The 22,586-nt window shown below is 53.9% G+C and carries 21 protein-coding genes; 9 read left to right on the top strand and 12 right to left on the bottom strand.

Features of this window, described 5'->3' with window-relative positions; translation table 11 throughout:
• The first annotated feature begins 111 nt into the window (after positions 1-111).
• Positions 112-882 carry a sulfite exporter TauE/SafE family protein gene (locus tag RCCS2_RS02940; protein WP_008231188.1) on the top strand — a complete coding sequence of 257 codons (771 nt, stop codon included), beginning with the start codon at positions 112-114 and terminating at the stop codon, positions 880-882.
• Positions 883-923: 41 nt separating this feature from the next.
• Here RCCS2_RS02940 and RCCS2_RS02935 read toward each other — a convergent pair whose 3' ends face one another.
• From RCCS2_RS02935 to RCCS2_RS02910, 6 genes are read right to left on the bottom strand one after another with little or no spacing between them, the layout of a single operon-like run.
• Entirely contained in the window at positions 924-1,664 is a 741-nt protein-coding gene (locus tag RCCS2_RS02935) for an ABC transporter ATP-binding protein (RefSeq protein WP_008231187.1), read from the bottom strand.
• Positions 1,661-2,518, bottom strand: coding sequence for an ABC transporter ATP-binding protein (locus RCCS2_RS02930; protein WP_008231186.1), 858 nt, complete (start codon positions 2,516-2,518; stop codon positions 1,661-1,663). The genes RCCS2_RS02935 and RCCS2_RS02930 overlap by 4 nt, the downstream gene beginning before the upstream one ends.
• Positions 2,518-3,429, bottom strand: coding sequence for an ABC transporter permease (locus RCCS2_RS02925; RefSeq protein ID WP_008231185.1), 912 nt, complete (start codon positions 3,427-3,429; stop codon positions 2,518-2,520). The genes RCCS2_RS02930 and RCCS2_RS02925 overlap by 1 nt, the downstream gene beginning before the upstream one ends.
• Entirely contained in the window at positions 3,429-4,502 is a 1,074-nt protein-coding gene (locus tag RCCS2_RS02920; protein WP_008231184.1) for an ABC transporter permease, read from the bottom strand. The genes RCCS2_RS02925 and RCCS2_RS02920 overlap by 1 nt, the downstream gene beginning before the upstream one ends.
• Entirely contained in the window at positions 4,503-6,098 is a 1,596-nt protein-coding gene (locus RCCS2_RS02915; RefSeq protein ID WP_037293108.1) for an ABC transporter substrate-binding protein, read from the bottom strand.
• A 54-nt stretch (positions 6,099-6,152) separates the two neighbouring features.
• Positions 6,153-7,214, bottom strand: coding sequence for a dipeptidase (locus tag RCCS2_RS02910; RefSeq protein ID WP_008231182.1), 1,062 nt, complete (start codon positions 7,212-7,214; stop codon positions 6,153-6,155).
• A 110-nt stretch (positions 7,215-7,324) separates the two neighbouring features.
• Between RCCS2_RS02910 and RCCS2_RS02905 the strand changes: the two genes are divergently transcribed.
• The gene (locus RCCS2_RS02905; RefSeq protein ID WP_008231181.1) at positions 7,325-8,233 is read left to right on the top strand and encodes a LysR family transcriptional regulator; all 909 of its coding nucleotides are present in this window, start codon (positions 7,325-7,327) and stop codon (positions 8,231-8,233) included.
• Positions 8,234-8,495: 262 nt separating this feature from the next.
• Here RCCS2_RS02905 and RCCS2_RS02900 read toward each other — a convergent pair whose 3' ends face one another.
• Entirely contained in the window at positions 8,496-8,822 is a 327-nt protein-coding gene (locus tag RCCS2_RS02900) for a hypothetical protein (protein ID WP_008231180.1), read from the bottom strand.
• A 161-nt stretch (positions 8,823-8,983) separates the two neighbouring features.
• Here RCCS2_RS02900 and RCCS2_RS02895 point away from each other — a divergent pair, with 161 nt between their 5' ends.
• Positions 8,984-9,388 (top strand): hypothetical protein, encoded by a 405-nt coding sequence (locus RCCS2_RS02895; protein WP_156788405.1) that lies wholly within the window; start codon positions 8,984-8,986, stop codon positions 9,386-9,388.
• A 24-nt stretch (positions 9,389-9,412) separates the two neighbouring features.
• Complete coding sequence (locus RCCS2_RS02890) at positions 9,413-10,075, top strand: DNA-3-methyladenine glycosylase I (protein WP_008231178.1); 663 nt, start codon at positions 9,413-9,415, stop codon at positions 10,073-10,075.
• Between the two features lie 119 nt (positions 10,076-10,194).
• On the opposite strand, the gene RCCS2_RS02885 is transcribed toward RCCS2_RS02890, so the two are convergent.
• Complete coding sequence (locus RCCS2_RS02885) at positions 10,195-11,100, bottom strand: AraC family transcriptional regulator (protein WP_008231177.1); 906 nt, start codon at positions 11,098-11,100, stop codon at positions 10,195-10,197.
• A 97-nt stretch (positions 11,101-11,197) separates the two neighbouring features.
• Between RCCS2_RS02885 and RCCS2_RS17805 the strand changes: the two genes are divergently transcribed.
• Positions 11,198-11,785, top strand: coding sequence for a YybH family protein (locus tag RCCS2_RS17805; protein WP_083791132.1), 588 nt, complete (start codon positions 11,198-11,200; stop codon positions 11,783-11,785).
• Between the two features lie 83 nt (positions 11,786-11,868).
• Positions 11,869-12,741, top strand: a complete 873-nt coding sequence (locus RCCS2_RS02875; RefSeq protein ID WP_008231175.1) for an NAD(P)H-binding protein — start codon at positions 11,869-11,871, stop codon at positions 12,739-12,741.
• Positions 12,742-12,760: 19 nt separating this feature from the next.
• Here the strand turns inward: RCCS2_RS02875 and RCCS2_RS02870 are convergent, their stop codons facing one another.
• The 4 genes from RCCS2_RS02870 to RCCS2_RS18835 all read right to left on the bottom strand — a co-directional run bounded on the left by RCCS2_RS02870 (position 12,761) and on the right by RCCS2_RS18835 (position 15,093).
• Positions 12,761-13,273, bottom strand: a complete 513-nt coding sequence (locus tag RCCS2_RS02870; RefSeq protein ID WP_008231174.1) for a VOC family protein — start codon at positions 13,271-13,273, stop codon at positions 12,761-12,763.
• Positions 13,273-13,830: an FMN-dependent NADH-azoreductase gene (locus RCCS2_RS02865; RefSeq protein WP_008231173.1), complete on the bottom strand. Its 558-nt coding sequence runs from the start codon at positions 13,828-13,830 to the stop codon at positions 13,273-13,275. Before RCCS2_RS02865 ends, RCCS2_RS02870 begins: the two co-directional genes overlap by 1 nt.
• Before the next feature lie 431 nt (positions 13,831-14,261).
• Complete coding sequence (locus RCCS2_RS02860) at positions 14,262-14,822, bottom strand: hypothetical protein (protein ID WP_083791131.1); 561 nt, start codon at positions 14,820-14,822, stop codon at positions 14,262-14,264.
• Positions 14,823-14,835: 13 nt separating this feature from the next.
• Positions 14,836-15,093 (bottom strand): nucleotide-binding protein, encoded by a 258-nt coding sequence (locus RCCS2_RS18835; protein WP_198006999.1) that lies wholly within the window; start codon positions 15,091-15,093, stop codon positions 14,836-14,838.
• A 222-nt stretch (positions 15,094-15,315) separates the two neighbouring features.
• Between RCCS2_RS18835 and RCCS2_RS18070 the strand changes: the two genes are divergently transcribed.
• From RCCS2_RS18070 to RCCS2_RS02850, 3 genes are all read left to right on the top strand, one after another.
• The gene (locus RCCS2_RS18070) at positions 15,316-15,543 is read left to right on the top strand and encodes a helix-turn-helix domain-containing protein (RefSeq protein ID WP_008231170.1); all 228 of its coding nucleotides are present in this window, start codon (positions 15,316-15,318) and stop codon (positions 15,541-15,543) included.
• Between the two features lie 262 nt (positions 15,544-15,805).
• On the top strand, positions 15,806-16,705 hold the full coding sequence (locus RCCS2_RS02855) for an HNH endonuclease (protein WP_008231168.1): 900 nt from the start codon (positions 15,806-15,808) through the stop codon (positions 16,703-16,705).
• A 156-nt stretch (positions 16,706-16,861) separates the two neighbouring features.
• Positions 16,862-22,483 carry a RecQ family ATP-dependent DNA helicase gene (locus RCCS2_RS02850; RefSeq protein ID WP_008231167.1) on the top strand — a complete coding sequence of 1,874 codons (5,622 nt, stop codon included), beginning with the start codon at positions 16,862-16,864 and terminating at the stop codon, positions 22,481-22,483.
• Positions 22,484-22,586: the final 103 nt, after the last annotated feature.

The raw sequence follows: 22,586 nt of genomic DNA, 5'->3' as shown, positions 1-22,586 counted from the left end.
TCACTTTGCAAGTGCAGCGCAATAATTATTCACAAAAAGGATTGATAGCGCACAAAAGTGTCGCAAGTAAATTCGCACTGGCATGTCCGACGCAATGTCGTAAGACAAAGTATGCCAGAGTTTGCACCCCTTATCACACCAGCGATCTTTGCATTCGCCTTTGCGGTGACGTTGGTTGGTGGATTTGTCAAAGGTGCGGTTGGCTTCGCGATGCCGCTGATCATGATTTCAGGCATGGGCATTGTGATCCCACCTGAACTGGTGGTTGCGGGCATCATTATTCCGATTGTGATCAGCAATGGTTTGCAGGTGGCGCGATCAGGCCTTGGCAATGCACAAATCGCGCTGAAAGAGCATTGGCGCTATGTGCTTGTGGTTTGTGTGATGATCTTGGTGGCAGCGCAGTTCGTGCGCAGCATTCCGGGTAATTTGATGTTTGTGGTTCTCGGTGTGCCAGTCGTTGGGTTATGTTTTGTTCAGCTGATTGGCTGGCGCCCGCAGATCAAACCACATCTGCGCCGACCGTTTGAGTGGGTGGCGGGTTGGCTGGCCGGCGTGCTGGGCGGGCTGTCCGGCACGTGGGGGCCGCCAACGGTGCTGTATTTGCTTGCATTGAACACGCCGCGCGACAGGCAAATGTCCGTGCAGGGGGTTATCTATGGGCTGGGGTCCGTCATGCTTTTGCTTGGGCATTTGCAGTCGGGCATTCTAAACGCACAAACCTGGACCTTTTCGGCAGCGCTTGTGCCGCCTGCATTGATCGGGATGTGGCTGGGGTTTCGCCTTGGCGACAGATTTGATCAGGAACGGTTCCGGCGAGTAACATTATGGGTCTTGATCATTGCCGGAGGAAACCTGATCCGACGGGGCGTGATGGGCTAGGATGTGGCCGTTATCTTTGATGACAGGGTATGGTGTCCCAGCTACAAAGACGCCTCGAGCAAATGTTGAGAATACGGATGTGATGCTTTCATCGCGCGCAAGGCGTCAACGTCCAAAATCTCAACGATTTCGCCGTTATTCATCACCGCCAGTCTGTCACACATATGTCCGACGACGGATAAATCATGCGACACCATCAGATAAGTCAAACCGCGATCTGCCCTGAGATCGGCCAGCAAGTTCAGGATTTCAGCCTGCACTGAAACGTCAAGCGCAGAGGTCGGCTCGTCCAGCAAAAGCAGACGCGGCTCTGGCGCCAATGCACGGGCGATGGCAACGCGTTGGCGCTGGCCGCCGGATAATTGATGTGGATACCGAAAACGAAACTTTTGCCCCAGGCCGACATCGTCCAGCAGCTTCACGACCCGGGCATCGATATCGCTGAAACCATGCAAATATAGCGTCTCTCCGAGTACTTGATCGACCGAATGACGCGGGTGTAATGATGCATAGGGATCTTGAAACACCATTTGGACGGTTTTGAAGAATGACTTGGGGCGCGTTCGGGTCAGCGATTGGCCATCAATGTCCATCGTCCCTGACCAATTCGGCGCTAGCCCGGTGATCGCGCGTAAAACGGTCGATTTGCCCGATCCGCTTTCGCCCACCAGCCCAAAGCTTTCCCCTTTGGCCACGGTGAATTTTGCCTGTCTGACGGCATCGACCCGGTTTTGATTTTTACCGAACCAAACGTTAAGGCCGTTTATTTGAAGCATGCTCATAAGCGCGCACTCACACTGGGGGCTATGGACCAATCCGGGTCCCGCTTCAACACGTCCAATCGATCACGCGGTTGATCAAGCCGCGGTAATGAATTCAACAAACCGCGTGTATAGGGGTGTTGGGCTTCGTGCAGTTTGTCGGCATCACACACTTCAACAATGCGGCCGGCATACATGATAAGAACCCGATCACAGAAATCAGCGACAAGGTTCAGGTCATGGCTGATAAAGATCAGACCCATACCGCGGTCCTTCACCAGTTTGTCCATAATATCCAAAACCTGTCGTTGAACCGACACATCAAGCGCACTTGTGGGTTCATCGGCAATCAGGATTTCGGGGTTAGGGATCAACATCATGGCAATCATGATCCGCTGTCCCATCCCGCCCGACATTTCATGTGGATACGCGCGCATCACCCGTTCAGGATCGCGGATCGACACGGCCTCAAGCATCTCAAGAGACTTTTCATAAGCTTGTGTTTTGGTCGCAGTGGTATGTAGCCGATAGGCTTCTATAATCTGATCGCCGATCGTCATAACCGGGTTGAGCGAGAATTTTGGATCCTGCATCACCATGCTGATCCGTTGCCCCCGCACTGATCGCATGTCTTTTTCAGGCAATTTCATCAGGTCAACACCTTCAAGGCTGATCTGATCTGCCTCCACAATACCGGGTGGGCGGATCAAGCGCAGTATGGCGCGGCCCGTCATTGACTTGCCTGAGCCGCTTTCGCCCACAATGCCCAACCGCTCGCGACCTAATGTGAATGACACACCACGCACCGCATCAAACACGCCGTGACGCGATGGAAACTTCACCCAAAGATTTTCAACATCCAACAGCGTTTCCATTATTCACTTGCCTTTGGGTCAAGAATGTCGCGTAATCCATCACCTAGCAGATTAAACGCCAGCGAGACTGTGAAGATCGCCAAGCCGGGCACAGTCGCTACCCACCAATGATCAAGAATAAACCGCCGTCCTTCGGAAATCATCGCACCCCATTCAGGGCTGGGGGGCTGTGCGCCAAGCCCGAGAAACCCAAGACCGGCAGCGGCAAGGATAATCCCCGCCATGTCCAAGGTTACCCTGACGATCAGTGATGAAATGCACAAAGGCCAGATGTGCTTGGTGATGATCCGCAATGGGCCTGCGCCTTGTAGTTTAATTGCGCTGATATAATCAGATGATCTGATGGTCAGTGTTTCGGCGCGGGCAATACGGGCATAGGGCGGCCACGCCGTCAGCGAAATGGCCAATACGGCATTTTCAATGCCAGCGCCCAAAGCTGCGACAAAAGCGAGCGCCAGTACCAATCGGGGAAAGGCAAGAAATATGTCGGTGATCCGCATCAGAACAGTATCGGTCCATCCGCCGACATATCCCGCGATCGTTCCCATCAATAACCCTGCAATAGGTGCAATCAACGCGACTAACGCCACGATATAGAGCGTGATGCGCGCGCCATAGATCAGTCGCGACAGGATATCGCGGCCAAGGCTGTCGGTGCCAAAGATATGGCCATCTGTACCCAGCGGCGCGAGCCGGTTGCCCAGATCCTGTGCAAACGGATCATGCGGCGCGATAAGCGGTGCCGCAATAGCGACGAACAAGAGCAACAGCAAAATCACCAGACCGATCATCGCCATTGTATTTGACCGAAAGGACAACCATCCCTGATAGATAGCTGATAGCTTTGCATGCCTGCGCGAGGTTGGCGTTTCTGTGAGCAGCCATTGGCGGAGCGTTTGAGTATCAGCCATTATTTCGCCCTCGGGTCAAAAACCCTGTAAAGCAGGTCGGAAAAAATGTTGAGCAGGATAAATATCAGCCCCACCACGACTGTACCGCCCAAAACAGCATTCATATCAGCACTGAGCAAAGCCGTGGTGATATAGCTGCCGATACCAGGCCATGAAAAGATAATCTCGGTCAGGACAGACCCTTCCAGCAGGTTTGCATAACTTAGCGCTATAACAGTGATCAGCTGCACGCGGATATTCTTGAAGGCGTGTTTCCATACAACGTTCCATTCCGACATACCCTTCACCCGCGCCGTCGTGATGTATTCAGCGCTCAGCTGTTCCAGCATGAAGGATCGGGTCATCCGGCTGATATAGGCCAGTGAAAAGTAGCCCAGTAATGATGCCGGTAGGATGATATGGGAAAAAGCATTTTTAAATGCGTCCCAGTTTCCCGCCAAGGCCGTGTCAACAAGGATCAGTCCGGTGACGCTGGGCACAACATCAATATAGAAAATACCAACGCGACCTGGCCCGCCAACCCAGCCAAGAATGCCGTAGAAAACCAACAGGCCCATCAGACCCAGCCAGAAAATCGGCATTGAGTATCCAACCAGCGCGACAACACGTGCAATCTGATCAATCCATGATCCTTTGTGGACAGCAGCTAAAACGCCCAGCGGAATGCCCAAGACGACGCCAAAAAAGATACCCAAAGTAGCCAGTTCAAGCGTGGCAGGAAACACCCGTGCGATGTCTTCAGAAACAGGCCGTGCGTTCAAAAGTGAGATGCCGAAATCAAGGTGCACGACGTCCCACAAATAATACAAAAACTGTACGATAACTGGTTTATCGAGACCCAACTGAAAATAGACTTCGTCATAGGTCGCTTGCGACGCCCGCTCACCGACGATGGCCAGCACAGGGTCGATTGGCATCACCCGACCGATGACAAAAGTGATGAAAACCAGCCCAATCAACGTGACTGCGATAGACCCTAATGTCAGTAAAGCCGTCTTAAGGATCGGCCAGACGTGGTTGGAAAAAGGCGCCCTGGTAGGGCGCCTTTGTTTGTTATCTTCCGTGAGGGCCATTTACTTTGTGACCTGCCAATAAGCGGCGTTTGTGACAGCCTGACCGGTTGAGAAATCAGTGACGTTATCGCGCATCGCCGACTGCTCAATCTGCTGAAACATGATCACGAACGGTGAGGTTTCGCGGAATTCCTCTTGAATATCCAGATACATTTGAACCCGCTTCTCACGGTCACCTTCGACAACGGCTGCATCGACCTTTTCGGTCAAACCGCCAGTATCCCAAGAATTCCGCCATGCAAGAAGGCCTGTTGCGTTGGCCTCATCAGAGTTGTCGGGGTTATAGGCGAACGTACCTGCATTCGTCTGGGGGTCAGGATAATCCGGACCCCAAGCACCAAGATAGACATCTAATTCCCGTGCGCGGTAACGATCAAGGATTTGCTTGGCTGTGCCCACTGTGATGTTAACTGTTATGCCAACTTGGGCGGCAGAGTTTTGGAAAGACTGCGCAATTTCCATACGCTCTTGCGCTTCACGGACGCCTATTTCGATTTCCAGGTTTTCAACGCCAGCGGCTTCCAGCAGTTCGCGCGCCTTGTCGAGGTCATAAGAGAACGGGTTCTCATCTGACGCGCCCAGATAAGTTGCGGGCAGGAAATTCTGGTGGATCGTATATTGACCATTCAGAAAGCTGTTCTGCATCCCCTCGTAATCGACAAGGTATTTGAACGCCTGACGTACTTCGGGTTTGGACAGTTCCGGGTGTTGCTGATTGAGCGCCAGATACATCAGGCGGCCTTTCAGCTCATCTACCACCTGAATACCATCAGCATCTGAAACACCTGCAATATCTTCGGGGTTCAAATTGCGTGCGACGTCGATATCGCCACGTTCCAGCAACAACCGCTGTGACGCGCTTTCAATCACATGGCGCACGATAACGCGTTCCATGGCAGGGGCACCGCCATAATAATCCGGGTTGGATGACAGGGTTACATTGTCATTTGGTGTCCAACGATCCAACATATAGGGGCCTGAACCGGCCGAATTCGTTCTTAGCCAGACGTTCCCCATGTCACCGTCGACTTCATTCGCCATGACTGTTTCTTTGTCGACAACACCACCTATTGTGGCGGTCAGACAGTTCAGGACAAATGACGTTGCATAGCGCTGATCGGTTGTGATGATCAGTTTGTTGCCATCCGCTCTGATGGTTTCAGTGACATTTTCAGGCGTAAAGCCGAACTGTGTCAGAATAAATGCAGGCGTCTTATTCAGGATGACGGCCCGTTGCAGGGAAAATGCGGCGTCTTCGGCGCGCACAGGGTTGCCCGAATGGAATGTGGCGTCATCACGCATTGTGAAGGTAATTGTCTTACCATCCTCTGATACGTCCCAGCTTTCAGCAAGGTCAGGTTTATAGCCTGCCTCTAGATCCAGCGGGTCAAGGATGACCAAACGGCTGTAAACGTTGCGGCTGATATCAGATCCGGCAAATTCAAAGCTTTCAGCCGGATCAATTGTCGTCACATCATCAATGCGGTTTGCAATGACCAGCATGTTCGCAGGTGTTTCCGCGTATACTGGAAATGACGTCACTCCAACCGCTAGGGCAAGTGATGCCCCGGTCAGTAGTTTCGATAACATAGTCATTCTTAGAACCTCTCCTGTTCTGTTTCGAATTATGTCTGCGCGCGCCTTCTGGGGTTATTCTCCCCATGTTTTTTCAAGCACACGCAACCAGTTCCCGTGACATAATTTGGCCATCAACGCGTCGTCATAGCCATGTTCTGCCATCGCGATCCTTAATTTGGGCAGTGCTGAACAAGAAGTAAGCACCTCTGGCACCACCGCACCATCATAATCAGATCCCAGTCCAACCCTGTCTTCGCCCAAATGTGTAATCAGGTAATCAAAATGCTTTAGCATCTGTTCAATCGGCACATCCGCCAACATCCGACCATCGTCGCGCAAAAACGCAACAGCAAAGTTGACACCAACCATACCATCACTTTCGCGAATTGCAGCCAACTGTTTGTCGGTCAGGTTTCGGCTGTGTGGACAAATGGCATGCGCGTTGGAATGTGTTGCGACAAGCGGCTTTGTGGAATGACGCGCCACATCCCAAAATCCGGCTTCATTCAGGTGCGACAGGTCCACCATGATACCCAGTTCATCGCAATGTCGCACCAGCCTTATGCCATGATCGGTCAGCCCATCACCGGTGTCAGGCCCGCTGGGATAGCGAAAGGGCACACCATGCCCAAAGATAGTCGGCCTGCTCCACACTGGACCAAGGGATCGTAGGCCCGCCTGATATAGAACATCAATGGTGTGCAGGTCTGGATCAATGGCCTCTGCGCCCTCCATATGGAAAATCGCAGCGATTTGACCGGCTGCCAAGGTCGCCCGTAATTCCCGCACGCTGCGACAAACCTTAAGACCACCGCGTTTTTCCAGATCAAACAAAATGGCGGCCTGCGCCATCACAACAGGAAAAGCATCTTCCCAGTCGATCTGTTCCGGGAGCGGAAGATCATAAGATGGCTTGGCCATCGCGGCCATCTTGGATTCAAGATTACTGGGGGATGGGACGTAGACTGCAAAAAAGCCGCCGCCTAAACCACCCGCTTTGGCGCGAGGCAGGTCGATCGCGCCGGAACGTCCGGTGACGAAGCTTTCGGAAACGGATAGGCCGCCTTGTCTGTAGAGTTTGGACAGAACATCATTGTGGCCGTCAAAGATGATTGGGAACACCGGATCAGTCAAACTGTCTACCTTAATCTGAGTCCTGTCACCTTACTGCAGTTATTTTCATAGACGAGATCAAAGACAATGATATTATCTCATAGAGTCATGAAGGTTTCGCAGAGGGCATAATGGCCGCTAAATCTTGGCACAGCCTGCCGGAATACCAAGCACTGCGCGCGTTGATGGAAAGCGGGACAACATCAAACGCCGCCATAAGATTGGGATTGTCTCAATCCGCTATCAGCCGCTCTATCGCCAGCTTAGAGGCGCGCACCGGCCGCATTTTATTTGAACGAGATGGCGGGCGTTTGCGCCCGACCAGCGAAGCCGCCCAGATGAATCGCCGCCTGGACCCGCTTTTTGCAGCACTTGACCGGATTGATGGCCCGCCAGAGGTCGCCAAGGAAACCTTGCGTTTGATTGCGCCGCCAACATATGCACATCGCTTTCTGGTGCATCACGTCGCAACATTCCTGCGGATCAATCCGCATTTTTTTGTCAGTCTTGAGGTTGCTCCATCAGAGGATGTCATACGCGGCATACTAGAAGGGCGGTTTGATCTTGGCGTCACAGGGGTGGAACTGTCGCGCGATGGTGTAAGGCTGACCCCCTACCGTAAATCCAGCGCGGTTTGTGCCATGGCTAGTACCCACGCACTCGCGCAACGTGAAACGGTTCATCCCGAAGACCTTGATGACCAACCACTCATTGCATTGACCCATCGGCATGCCCGCCGCGCCCAGTTGGAGAAAGTGCTGCATAGTTGCGGTGTAACACCGCGCGTGGTCGCCGAAACGTCAACCGCGGTCACTGCGGTGGATCTGGCTAAGGAAGGACTGGGCCTTGCGATCATCAACCCGTTTCCGGTTGTGCAGTATCGGTCTGATGACGTCGTGTTCCGGCCATTTGCATCGCAGATCGTATATCGCAGCTATTTCGTGACACCCGACCATTCCCCGGTCCCCAGCATTGCACGCGCATTTATGCGACATCTGCGACTGCACACCGCCAATGATCCATTTTCATTGAAAGCTTAGCACAGGTTCAAGACACGCGGTGAAACGGCAAATAAACGTTTGTCGCACCGGGTCCGTGAACGACCGATTTCGAGTATAGATGTTGAGTCCGGTATGAATCGGAGTCTGGATAAGTTTTAACATATTGATAATAAATGATATTTTTAAAATCATTCATTTAGAAACGGAGTTTTATCCGGGCAAGAGCTGACTCTGCCGATCAAGGAGGCAAATAAAAAGCCGCTCATGGCGGCGTGTCTGCATCGGCAATTTCGGAAATTGGTCAGTCGATTAGGTCAGACCGGTAGTACATCGGCAAACCAGCACCCTCTTTCGCAGGCTGAATGCTGGCCCTAGAAATCTTTGACCGAAGTTCGTTCTTCTCGATGCCCAAGTGACGCGCTGCAGTCGTAACGGTTTGATAAACGGCCAAGAACCGGGCGAGCACCGTTTTACCAACAGACTTTTTGGATCGATACGCATGATCAGCCGGGGCAGGAAAACTTGGAAGAAGCCGTAGTTCGCGCAGGCATCGCAACTCGTCGAATGTCAAACCAAGGTGCTGACTTAGGGCACGAGGTGTAATTTGATCATCGGTGAAGACTTTCATCGCAGCAGTGACCTCATTGCGCTTTACCCGGACGCCCAAAAATCCCGGGATACCGGCAATTTGTTTTGAAGAAGGCAATAGCCCTGCGACCAGCAATATCGTTAGTTGGGCCGTTGTTACCCATCCTGTTAACCTGCGCCGCAGGCTTGATCGCGGCCTTGATGGTTCGGCTGATCATGGATCCCATGGCAATTTTACTGACAGGAGCCACCTTCTCTGCATCAGCTATTTACGCGTTTATGTTGAAGTCCATCATTGGCTCTCCGGTGCCAACAAGCGTGGGAACGGCGGTGCATTGGTTGCTCTTCGTCTTCGTGATTCCGCTGTCATGGCAGTTTGTCGCTGGAAAATATCCGCAACCGACAAAGGCCATCTTAGCCGTGGCGATCGCATCGATCGCTTGGATCATTCTAATGGGTGCATTGATGCCCCTGATGGGTTTGCCTTTCTTCTATAACTTCGGCTTGACCACCATATGGTCGGGCGTTGCCTTTTTGCTGTTGGGAATCACCACTTGCAGTGGCTTGTCTTCTATTCACCAAATCCTGATCGGCGTTTTATGGTAGCAATTTTCAAGAAGGAGTGCAGCTATGCGCAGCATTGAGCAAATCCTCGCTATTTCCGCTGAGCGGAAGGGAGGAACAGAGGCGGTCTTAGGCGACCTTACCCCGTCGCTGTCTTCCCGCGAGATGAGGGCAATCCCCAGCGACAGGTGGCTGGCAGAGATGACACGTGCCATTTTTCAGGCGGGCTTCAACTGGAAAGTCGTGGACCGCATGTGGCCGGGTTTCGAGGACGCATTTAGTGGGTTTGATCCCGGCTGGTGCGCGCACATAGAAGACGAACGTTTTGATGCATTGATTGGCAAAAAAGCGATTGTGCGGCACGGCCCGAAAATTCAGGCCGTTGCGCAGAACGCGTCCCTTATACAATCGAAATCGGATTTTGCGGCATGGGTCGCCGAGTTTAATCCGGATCACTTTGCTAAACTGCTTCTTGCTTTGAAATCGGATGGCTCTCGCCTTGGGGGCACTACGGGCCAGTACTTTCTGCGTTCTGTTGGTGTAGACGGATGGATTCTTTCCCGTGATGTTTCGGCCCGTCTGGTGGCAGAAGGGGTTGTTGAGAAAGTGACGTACTCTGCCAAAGGTTTGCGTACCATTCAGGATGCGTTCTCCACTTGGCATGCCGAAACTGGATATTCGCTGAAGAAAATCAGCCGTACCCTCGCGACAAGTACTGGACGACTTTAAGTTGTGAAGCGGCCGTTCGTACAAGTTGCGGCATTGGTGAATTTGGGCTCTTTCGAGACATTCGCGGCGGTTCCACTGGCCCTAATGAATGCATCGCTGTTCTAGAAACTGAGACGTATTTAAATTTTCTCTTGTGCGAAGCGGCGCGGTGAGCTCCCCATCACACGTTGAAATGCCGCGCCAAAAGAGCTTTCCGAACCATAACCAACCTCTGCGGCGATCCGTGCGACGGACGTACGGCTGCGTCTGAGCCGGTCGGCTGCCAGCAGCATGCGCCATTCGGTCAGATAGGCCATCGGTGTCTGCCCGGCCACTTTGCGGAACCGCACCGCGAACACAGTGCGGGAAAGGCTCGCCTCAGAGGCTAATGCTTCCAACGTCCATTTACGTGCCGGATCATTGTGAAGCGCGACGAGGGCAGCGCAGAGTTGTGGGTCGGCGAGTGCATGCAACCAGCCAGCTTTGTTCTTTTCTAGACCTACAAGATGATCCCGCAGCACCTGAAGGAGCAACACATGCGAAAGATGAGTAATTGTAAGCGCGCCTCCAGGGCGAGGCGTCCTGAGCTCGTCTGCTATGTGTTGAAGTGTCCATTGGATTGTCCTGCTCGTCGGCCCATCTCGCAAAACAACAAGTGCGGGCAATGACCGCAATAATGTCTTCGAAGCAGCTCCATCGAGGCGGAATCGCGCACCAGTCATAAAGAACTCACCGCCACTTCCATAGGTCGCTGTACCGCCATGTCGGACAGGCGCGTAGACCGTTTCGGCATCGCGGCCCTGCCGCGTTTTTTTCGATGACAGGATAAATGGCAGCCCGTGAGGAAGTACCGCGCAATCGCCTTGTTGGAGGCGAACCGGGGTCTCGCCTTCGACGGTGATCCAGCATGTTCCATTGATGATTGCGTTGCACTTCAACCCTTCGTGGGCTCCGAATCGGATCGCCCAATGGCCACCGGCATCAAGACCAGCAGCAACGCAGTCATGAGGGCGGAGCATCGACACAATATCCGACAATGGGTCCATGACCTAAGAACGCTCGCTACAGAAATGCGAACATATAGCCATTTTTCGTTCCAAAGGTCGAGGCTATGTGTTCACGGAGACAGCAGTAGGAGAGAGTATGCACAAACCAATTAATCGACTTCTGCCACCAGTCGCGGTGGCTCTGGGTTTAACAATGTCAAGCCAAGCGATCGCTCAGGACGTGTCCGACAAGCTGCCGTTTGAGGTTATTGTACCGGAATACACAGAGGACGTGGACGCCGCCTATGAAATAGCAGCCGCACGCGCATCTTGGGTCGAAGCGTTCGAAAATCAAAATGTTGAAAGCATCATGTCCTTCTATGTAGATGAGATCTACTCCTATGACATGATGGCGGCGCCGACCGATGATGGTCTTGCTATGGCCTTTGATGGCGAGCCGATCTGGCGGGCGAACTGGGTCAGCTTCTTCGAGATGTTCGAGGACGACCTGGAAGTCACTATCGAGAACCTCACAGTCTATCAGTCGGGCGATATCGCAACCGTGCGCGGACTGACCCGTCTCGAAGGCACGGCGTTTGGCCAATACATCGATATGTGGGCCCGCGAGACCAATGTTCTGCGTCGGGTCGACGGAGACTGGTTGGTTGTTCACGACCACGTATCGGTACCGATCAATTTCGCAAGCGGCGAAGCTCTGATGAACCTGACGCCGTCAAGCCAATGAGGATCAGTCGGATCCGAACCCGCTGACGGGAGTCTGGACGACTTCCTAAACAATTCTGAATTCATATTTCTGGAGCTATTCAAATGATCCTTATTACGACACCTACCGGCGACATCGGTTCGCGCGTTTTTCGCAGCCTGTCAGAAACTGACATTCCTCTCCGGGTCATCGCCCGCGATCCCGCAAAGCTGCCGACCGCGTTGAGGGATCGTATCGACATAGTAGAGGGTTCTCATGGAGATGCGGACGTAATCGGATCAGCTTTGACCGGAGTGCGCGCGGTATTCTGGCTTCCACCTGGCAGTCCAATTGAAGCCAGTGCCCATGCCGCCTATGTGGACTTCTCGCGCGCATTTGCTAAGGCGTTGCCAGGATCGGACGTCACGCATGTAGTGGGCATTTCTGCGCTCGGACGCGGCTGGCCGGGGCCCGCAGGACTGGTCACAGCGAGCATCGCTATGGACGATCTGATTGGAAAAACCGGGGTGGCCTATCGCGCCCTTTGCTGCGCATCTCTCATGGACAATCTCATGCGCCAGCTTGAGGCAATCCGTGGCGGCGCGCTCTACGCGCTGGCTCCACCGGACCGGATCATGCCGCTGGTCGCGAAAGCCGATGTCGCGAGAGAAGCTGTGCGTCTCTTGACAGACAAAGACTGGACCGGAGTTGAAGAGGTGCCAATGGTTGGTCCGGAGAACCTATCTCATGCGCAAATGGCAGAGATACTGTCAGATGTCTTGGGCCGTTCTGTCGCGTTCCACGAAACGCCTATGCCTGATTTCGCAGCGATGTTACGCAACATGGGTGCTTCCGACGGTATGGTCCATGACTACGCTGCTATGATGACTGCCAAATACGCTGGCCTCGATGAAATAAAACCGAGTGTCCCGCGAGACGCGAGTCCCACGAGCTTCCGCAGTTGGGTCGAGGACGAGCTGAAGCCAGCGTTTTCGTAGGAGGATGGGACAGAGGTCTTTAGATCGAGTTCCGGTCGGTCAAAAGACGGTCTACATCAAGCGGCTTGAGATCCATGACGAGGTCTCCTGCCGCCGTGCGGGGCCAATCGGCCGGGGCGCGATCGCGGTAGAGTTCCAAGCCGTTGCCGTCGGGATCATCAAGGTAGACTGCTTCAGAAATGCCATGATCCGTGGACCCGGTTAGCTGCCATCCAGCTCCGAGTATGCGAGATACCGCTTCTGCAAAGTCAGCGCGAGACGGGTACAATATTTCCGCGTGGTAAAGGCCAGTATGTCCACGCGGTGGCGGTGTGCTGCCACGGCTTTCCCACGTGTTCAGGCCGATGTGGTGGTGATACACCGTCCCACCGGCCATGCGCGCTCCAAGAAAGGCGGCGGCGTTTCCTACCCGTGCCTGAACATGGAAGCCGAGAACCCCCTCATAGAATGCCAGTGCACGGTCGAGATCGGCCACGCGTAAATGCACGTGGCCGACCCCGGTTCCGACCGGCGCTTGATAACGCGTGGCCATCACGCGGCCGCTTCGGCCAATGCGCTTCCATGGGTATCCACGAATGCATCCATGGTGGTTTCACCCATATCCACAAGCTTGGCGTTTTCGCCCGCGATAATCGTGACATCGTCGATCCCGATCACACCCAGAACGACCTTCATGTAGTGCTGAGCGACTGCGCGGTCTGCGATAGGTGAATCCGGTCCGTATGCACCTCCAGCCGCAAAGATCACCGTGGCTTTGGTGTCTTTCACGAGACCTTGGTCGTCGAACCCCAGGGTCATCCCTTTTCGAACGATGTGGTCGATCCACGCCTTGAGCAATGCGGGGACGTTGTAGTTGTAAATTGGCGTTGCGATAACAATTTCGTCTGCCGCCAGTACCTCATTTGCAAGGGTGTCAGACAATGCCAGTGCGTCTCGCATCTGGGGCGTTTGAGCATCTGGTGGCGTAAAATACGCTTGCAGCCATGGTGCGGTGACGAACTCGAGCGGCGTTTCGGTCAGGTCGCGACTAACGATCTCGCCATTGTGATGCGCGCCTCGCCAGTCTTCGATAAAGCGCTTGGTTATCAAGGATTGCCAGCCGGGTCCTGCTGGGCGCTGGCTCCTAAAAAGACTTCAAAAACAGTAATAGCCCAATGCAATCTGAGTTGCCCCTTCTTTTACAAACCCAACATACTTACTTCTGGGTTTCCGACGAACAAGGTGCGGTTTAGTTTGGGCTCACTCGGCCCAAACCCGCCATTGACCAGCCGTTCATGATGCTGCGGTTGCAGCCCGCATTCTCGCCGGACAAGTTGCGATTCACGCCGGACGGCACAATAGTGTGGCGTCCGGCATGAATTAGAGTCTGGCGATTTTCTAAGCCTCTGATGTTGAAGTGAAAAAGTTCCGTCGACCATTTAGAAATGCAACTTCGTCCGGGCAAGACTGCAACTTGGGTGCGATGCAGGCACAAAAAAACCACCAGCGGCGGTGCAGAAATTCGGCCATTTTGACACGCGTTAGATGGTGATAATCACGGCAGTTCGATAGATGGGCAGGCCGCCGCCGTCGGGCGCTCGCACAATGCTGCCGTTAGAAATTCCGGCTCGAACGGCATTTTCGCTGATGCCGAGCCGAGCAGCAGCTGTCCGGATGGTTTGAAAATCATCCAAGAAAGCGGCGAGATCAGACGGGTCGACAAGCACCGCCCTCCGGCCACTACTGCTCTTTCGGCCCGTAAATGCGGGCAAGAGATCGCGCGCGATCAGCTTTTTGACCTGCGTGTATTGGAGACCAAGCCTGTCCCTCAAATCCTCGATAGTCAGGCCAGTTTTCGAAAACGACGCGAGTTTTGATTTAAGCTCGACCGGATCAATGACGATCCCAGCAAGCCCTTTGCCCTGGTGCGTCCAGGCGGCGGATTTCAAATGCCCGTCCATCAGCAGATTGATGACCGTCGATGTCGCGCACGATACCTCAAAACAAGCTTTCGGGATGGAGGCGAATTCAGCGGAGCGGCACGCGAGGTTTGGATGCATGTGCCGCTGAACTCTGGCCATTAGCGTGTCGAGATCGACCATGTCGAACCTCGGCTTAACATAAACCTGAGATTTGATAGGGCTCAGAATTCCATCGTGGACTAGGCTGCCGAAGCCCTTCACCCCCAAGGACGCTATGATCCGGCACAGCGCCGTGGGCGCGCCCTGTTGAGACAAATCCTTCCTCAAGCGGAACCGCATATCCTGCATCAATAAGAGCCACCCGCTGACCAATTGATGCTAGGCCGACAGCCAACGCAGCCGCTGTAGTTGTCCGACCGGCCCCACCCTTGAAACCGAGGCATGAGATCATTTGCAGGTTTGGTTCCATTTCAAATTGTACTTGTACGATTCAGCACGCGGTCGCCGCCTACCAAGCTGTCCCTTTCGACAACGGCGAATGCCAACGCCACGATGGCCGCGGTTGGGCTAGCGTCTTCACTGGGCGCAAGAGTTATGATGAAATGTAACTTCACAGATGTAATGTATCTTAAAACAGGTAGAGTTAAAACCAACAAACGGCACTTTACCGTTTGTGGAACGAACGCCCAAAAGTGAACTGAGAGATGTGCTTGCACGGAACCTCCGGCTCTATCGAGCCGAGAAAGGTTGGTCGCAAGAACGTCTTGCCCATGAGGCAGGCCTCAATAGGACCTATCTTAGTGCCGTTGAGCGCTCTGAGCAGAACATTTCTGTCGACAACATTGCCAGACTTGCCTCAGCGATGCGTGTCGAAGCCCATACTCTGTTGGTTAGGTCTTAGACCAACGCCTCATAGCCGCAGTTACTCGCCGCTCCGTCAGATAGTGCAACTTAGTGACAGCCGTCTCGGGGCCCATCCCGTTTGGTGGCGTCCAGTTATCGCGTCGATTCAGTATAGCACACCAGGTACGGAAACATGTTGTATAAAACGGGCAACTTGTTTCCATGCTGACGCAATCATTGGTTTCGCATCACATTCTTCGCTGACCTTCAAATGGTTTGGCGGGTTGGCATCGTAGTCCTTTATCGTCATCTTCCAAATCATGGGATTTGGCGTTTTCATCCACCGGACTGACTCCATTTATGACGACGTGCCGTCGAAGCGATACCAGTTCCCAAAGCAGTATCTGACACGGGTTCAGCAATGTGAGGGTGACTGGATTGTCTACCTCGAGCCCAGCAAGGTCAGAAACACTAAGGGCTATTTCGCCGTCGCCAAAGTGCAGGAGGTCATTCCTGATCACAGGAATGCGGACATGCACTTAGCGGTGATTGAACCGGGGACATATCTCGACTTTGGCGATCCGGTGCCGTTTCGCTTTGAACACAAGATTGTCGAGCAAGGTTTGCTCAATGATGTCGGGAAGATCTCCGGACGGGCTCAAGCGGCTGTCCGACCGCTATCACCAACTGATTTTGCCCGGATCGTGGAGCTCGGCCTCGGGACAGATCACGACATCCTTCCTCGGGTCGGTCGGCTCAGCGAAAATGGCGGGTTCAAAGAAGATCAAGTGCCCTTCCAGTTGCCAACCGCCAGAGAACGCATCAATCAACTAACCAACAGGGCGGTGCGCGACCGCAACTTCCGCAAAACCGTTCTCCGTGCCTATGGCGAACGCTGCGCGATAACCGGTCTGCGTCTCATCAACGGTGGCGGACGTGCAGAAGTAGAAGCTGCACATATTAGGCCGGTTGAACACGATGGTCCCGACATCATCAGCAATGGTATCGCATTGTCTGGTACGGCTCATTGGATGTTCGACAGGGGACTTGTCGGCCTGTCTGATGATTTATCGGTTTTGGTATCGAGACAGGCCAACGATCCGGATGCGGTGACGTCAATGATCAATTCATCGGGCAAGCTTTTGGTGCCAGAAAGGGCGGCGGAACACCCGAGAGCAGAGTTTGTGTCGTGGCATAGGGAGCACTGCTTCAAGCACTAGCTGTGAACCACGCCAAATCTGAGCTACGAGCGGCAGCCCTTAGACTTAGACCTGAAAGCAGCCATTGAAATATATTTGTTGCGCGGTTTGGCCTGCATTCGGCAGCAATAACGTTCCAGTTGCACACATCCTAAGATTTGTGTTCCATCCTCCCAAATGATTGACTCAGATACCTCATCTTCATTGCCCGAGAAGCACCGCGCTTTTTTGAAGCGGTGTTTGTCGGTTGATTTAGAAGTCAACCCAAAGACGGCACGGGTCTTTGCGTTCGCGGCGGTCCCATTCGACCAAAGCCCGTCAATTGTCTCGAAAAACGAACAGATTGAAGCGGGGCTTGATCGTTTGGAACAGGCAATCGATGGCATTGAACATCCGATTGGCCATAACTTCCTGCAACATGATATGGCGCACCTTGTGGCGTTACGACCGCGTCTGGCCCAAATCATGCAGGCTCCCATCGACACACTTTGGCTGAATCCGCTGGCCTTTCCACGCAATCCTTATCACCACCTCGTCAAACATTACCATGACGGGCGGCTACAGGCCGGACGATTGAATGACCCGGAGCTTGATGCAAAACTGGTTTTTCAGGTTTTGGCGAACCAGCTGGAGGCGTTCGCTCAGCTCAATCGAGACACCCCCGATGCCCTGTTGGCTTATCACTGGCTTACGACACGCGGCGATCTGTCGCCCGGATTTGACGCTGTGTTCAATCACGTCAGAGGGGCGGTGAGGCCAGCACAGCAAGAGGTGTTCGCGGCTATTGGTCGTCTGGTCAGAAAAAAGGTTTGCGAGAACCGCCTCGAACAAGTCTTCGTTCGCCTGGATGACGCAAACATAGGTTGGCCGATGGCCTATGCGTTGTCTTGGATCTCCGTCGCGGGTGGCGACTCCGTCATGCCGCCATGGGTACGTGCCAAATTCAAAGAAGCGTCTCTCATCGTAGGGCATCTGCGCGATACCTCCTGCAAGGATCCAAGCTGCCAGTGGTGTGCCGAACAAAATGACCCGACCGCAGCACTGCAAAGATGGTTTGGGTTCGAAGCATTCAGGCCGGAACCAAAAGACTGCAGTGGGTATTCCTTGCAGGAACGTATTGTCGGCGAAACCATGGGCAGTAGGAGCGTTTTGGGCATCCTGCCCACGGGCACGGGCAAGTCTGTTTGCTATCAAATCCCGGCGTTGTCCCGGTTTGATAAGACAGGCGCATTGACCGTCGTGGTATCGCCACTTGTGGCGCTGATGGCCGATCAAGTGCATGGGATGGAACGCGCTGGGATTTCATCCTCGGTCACGATCAACGGTATGATGTCCATGCCGGAACGTCAGGACGCGCTCGAAAAGGTGCGCATGGGAGATGCGTCCATCCTGATCATTTCGCCCGAACAGCTTCGTAGCACTTCGATACGCAACATATTAAAGCAACGCGAAATCGGGTTTTGGGTGCTTGATGAGGCCCATTGTGTTTCCAAGTGGGGGCATGATTTCAGACCCGACTACCGCTATGTTGCACGCTTCATCAAAGAATTTTCCGGCGATGAACCGCCCGCACCAGTCCTTTGTCTGACCGCAACCGCAAAGCCAGAGGTCGTTTACGATATCACGGCACATTTTGCAGACCGGGTTGGCGTCGATCTGAAGTTATTGGATGGCGGTGCGGCCCGCCACAACCTGACATTTGATGTGCGATCAACGCGGAAAGAAGCCAAACTGGGTGACATCTATGATGTCATATCAGAAATGCTGCCACAGGATGGGCGTTCAGGTGCGGTTGTTTATTGTTCAAGCAGGAAATCGACCGAACGCGTCGCCGCATTTCTGGCGCATCAGGGCATGGCGGCTGCACATTTCCATGCCGGGTTAAGTCCAGATGAGAAGAAAGATACCCAAGAGAAATTTCGTATTGGCGATCTGCGGGTGATTGCCGCGACGAATGCGTTTGGCATGGGGATCGACAAGCCCGACATTCGGCTTGTGATCCACTGCGATATTCCAGGCTCGCTTGAAAACTACCTACAGGAGGCTGGCCGCGCAGGGCGTGACCGCCAGGATGCAAACTGCGTGCTGCTGTACGCCATTGATGACGTCGAACGGCAGTTTCAATTGTCGGCCCGTTCGCGGCTCGCCCGCCACGAAATCGGCGCAATCCTCAAGGCAATTCGGCGCATTGACGAACGGACAAAAAAGACCGGAAAGGTCGTGGCCACGGCCGGAGAAATCGTTCAGGAAGAAAAAGACCGGGACTTTCAGCGCGATAGCGTCACTGACGATACGAGGGTCAAGACGGCCGTGTCTTGGCTGGAAGAGGCCACGCTGCTTAGCCGGGAAGAAAACCGCGTCCAAGTCTATCCTTCTTCGCTGACTGTCAGCACTGTTTCTGAAGCAAAGCGTAAGCTTAACGGCCTGCAAATCAGCGATAAGCGACGCAAGGCGTTGATTGCTATCGTCCAACACCTGATAGACGCACCTGCCGATGAAGGCATTTCGACCGATCAGCTGTGTGGGGTCAGCGGGCTTTGGCCGAACGAATTGAACAAGGCGATGGCCGATTTGGAAACCTTTGGGGTTGCACGCAATGACCTTGCCGTGACGCTTTTCGTGCATATCGGTGTTGAAGGCCATTCTGCTGGTCGCCTGACACAGGTCGCAGCCCTTGAGAAAAACCTGATCGCGGCTCTACGTGAAGCGGCCCCCGATACAGCCCAGTCAGAGGCGGTTCCACTGCATCTGTCCGAAACATGCCAACATTTGCGTGACAAAGATCAGACTGCCGCGCGCCCGGATGTGATCGAAAAACTGCTGCGCGGGATGGCCCGAGACGGCAGGGGCCAAGACGGCGGCCTAGGCAATATCAGCATCAGAAAAGCCTCGCGAAATGCACTGTCGATCACGCTCAATCGTACGTGGGGCTCAATCGACCAAACGGCTGAAATTCGTCAAAAGGCGGCAGCAAGCCTGCTGGAATATCTAATCGGTCTCGTTCCTGCAGGGACGCGCGGCAAGGACATTCAGGTCGAGACGACGGTGGGTGACCTGTTGCAGACATTGACCGGCGATATCGAACTGCAATCAAGCAACGTGCGCGACATGACGAAGCTTTTGGAGCGCGCATTGTTGTGGCTTCATGAACAAAGCATTGTCACGCTTGGCAAGGGGCTGACGGTCTTTCGGCCCGCGATGACCGTTCACCTGAAACCAGACGCGGGTCGGTTCACGCAAGCCCATTTTGCACCGCTAGAAGACCACTACGCCGAGCAGACGATGCAGACGCATGTCATGGCGGCCTATGCCGAGCTTGGCTTGGTCGCAATGAAAGACGCAGAGCAACTATCAGGAGATTATTTTACCAGCGACAATGATACATTTCTGGATCGTTGGATGCCGGGCAGAAGCCGCGAGATCAAGCGACAAACGACAAGCGCCTCGTGGAAAGCGATCGTCGATGTGCTGGAAAATGCGGTGCATCAAAAAATTGTGACCGATGCGCGCGAGCAAACAAATGTTCTTGTGCTTGCCGGGCCGGGCTCCGGCAAGACGCGGGTGCTGGTACACAGGATTGCCTACCTCTTGCGGATAAAACGCGAAGACGCAAACGGCATTTTGGTTCTCACCTATAACCGCCATGCGGCGACTGAAGTCCGGGCACGTCTACGCGCACTGGTCGGTGATGACGTAAACGGGGTCACGGTATCCACTTGCCACGCACTGGCCATGCGTCTTGTCGGGACAAGTTTTGCGGGCCAAAAATCCGAGGATCATGATTTTGACGGTGTAATCCTAGAGGCCATCCGGCAGTTGAAAGGCGAAGGCCTGAGTCCCAGCGATGCCGAGGCACAGCGTGACGCCCTGATCCAAGGCTACCGCTGGATCCTTGTCGATGAATACCAAGACATTGGCCCACACGAATATGAATTGATTTCAGCGGTTGCCGGGCGGTCATTGGTCGATCCCGACCTGAAGCTAAGTCTGTTTGCCGTCGGCGATGATGATCAGAATATCTACGCTTTCAAGGGTGCTTCCATTCAATACATCCGCAAATTTGATGAAGACTATAACGCGCGCCCCGCTTTTCTGACAGAAAACTATCGGTCAACGCAGGCTATCATCACTGCGGCGAATGCGGTGATCCGATCGGGTAAAGATCGCATGAAGGCCGAACATGACATCACCGTCAATCGCGGCAGGCATTCTGAGGCCGCTGGTGGCGCAATGGCCCGACATGATGCCGTGGCGCAAGGGCGGGTACAGCTTTTAGACTGCGCGACTGGGGATGTGCCTCACGCTATGGCGGCGCTTGATGAATTGGTCCGTATATCAAAGCTGGACCCTGATTTTCGCTGGGATCGGACCGCAATCATAGCGCGTGAATGGAAGCGGCTAGGCCCTGTGCGGTCCTACGCTGAAAAGCTGGACATCACGGTTGAGTTGGCAAACGAGGCCTTGCCCAGCATTTGGCGTCTGAGGGAAATGCAAACTCTCATTGCCGATATGCGACAGGATCCGGGGCTGCTGCTGTCGGTAGAAGACATCATTGCGATATTAAACAAGCAGCCCGGAAACCGATGGATCGACATGATCGCCGAAGGCATTGCCGCTCTGGCGCGCGAGCTTGGCAAAGGCACGATGCCAGCCCTTGATGTGATCGAATGGTTGGCAGAGTGGTCACGCGACACGCGCGGTGACCAACGTGGGTTGCTTTTACTCAGCGCCCATCGTGCGAAGGGACTGGAATTTGATCATGTTGTCATTCTGGATGGTGGCTGGCAGGGCAAATCTGACAACGAAGACGCGGACGCGCCCAGGCGTCTCTTTTATGTTGCTATGACACGCGCTCAAAAGACCTTGGCCTTGACGACTACCGGCCAACACCTTTTCCTGAAGCCGGAAGGTAATAGCGTCATCCGGCGACCGATTGCAGCCGACATGCGGACAGAGTTACCCGCAATGAAGCATTACGAATTGCCGGACACAGCATCAGTAGATCTTTCCTTCGCGGGACGCCTTGGCCAAAATCATCCTGCACACCTTGCCATCGCCGCTGCAGAAGTGGGGTATGAGATCCGATTGATCCAACGTGATGGTCGATGGACGTTGGAGAACCTTCAAGGCCAAACGCTAGGTCGCATGGCCAAAGCGTGGCAACCGCCAAAAGGGCATGTCTTCGTGGCGGGACACGTCGGTGCGGTCATTCGCTGGGGCAAGGCGGATAATGAGAAGGAGTTTGTTCAGTACCTCAAACGTGACAATTGGGAAACCGTGCTGCCCGAAATGACCTTTGAATTAGAGAGTGTTTCTGGCAGCTGCCCGGCAGTGGTCAACGTAAGCAACACCGCCCGAGTTGAGCCCGAAAATAGTGTTTCCGAAGAGGAAGGCGTTGAAACCGTTGCTGTCGAAACACTGGAGACCAACGATGCGGACGACCTCCAATTGGATGTTCTGAAAGGAATCGTGGAGAATGCTGTTGCCCAAACGAGGACATGGGGTGAGCTTTCTGAACGTCTAAGTAACAGCAACATCAAACTTGCACCAAAAGGTGGAGGCCTGGTGGTCAGCAATTCAGACACCGACGAAGAACTTTGTAAGCTCTCAGCGCTCAAGCTTAGCTATATCAGTCTTATCCGCCACTACGGTGAGGGTTTTCCCAAGCACACCGCCAAATGGCTTGTTGAGCGTGCGTTAAGCGATGAATACGTGCCAAAGGGTTCCAAGCGGCCGAAAAAGAAGAGGAGCTCTGGAAAGCAGTCGAGTGGGGACGATTTCGATCTGATCGAAGACTAAGAGTGCGAGAAGGTGTGTATTTCAGCAATGCGCAGAGAAGTCTTGAACAGCCGTACTGTTGCACTTGCTGAGATTGATGCCCAACTTGCGCAGTTGAACGCAT

Source organism: Roseobacter sp. CCS2 (assembly GCF_000169435.1).
Lineage (GTDB): Bacteria > Pseudomonadota > Alphaproteobacteria > Rhodobacterales > Rhodobacteraceae > Yoonia.
The sequence above is the reverse complement of the archived record's forward strand: the minus strand, read 5'-3'. Positions and strand labels throughout refer to the sequence as shown.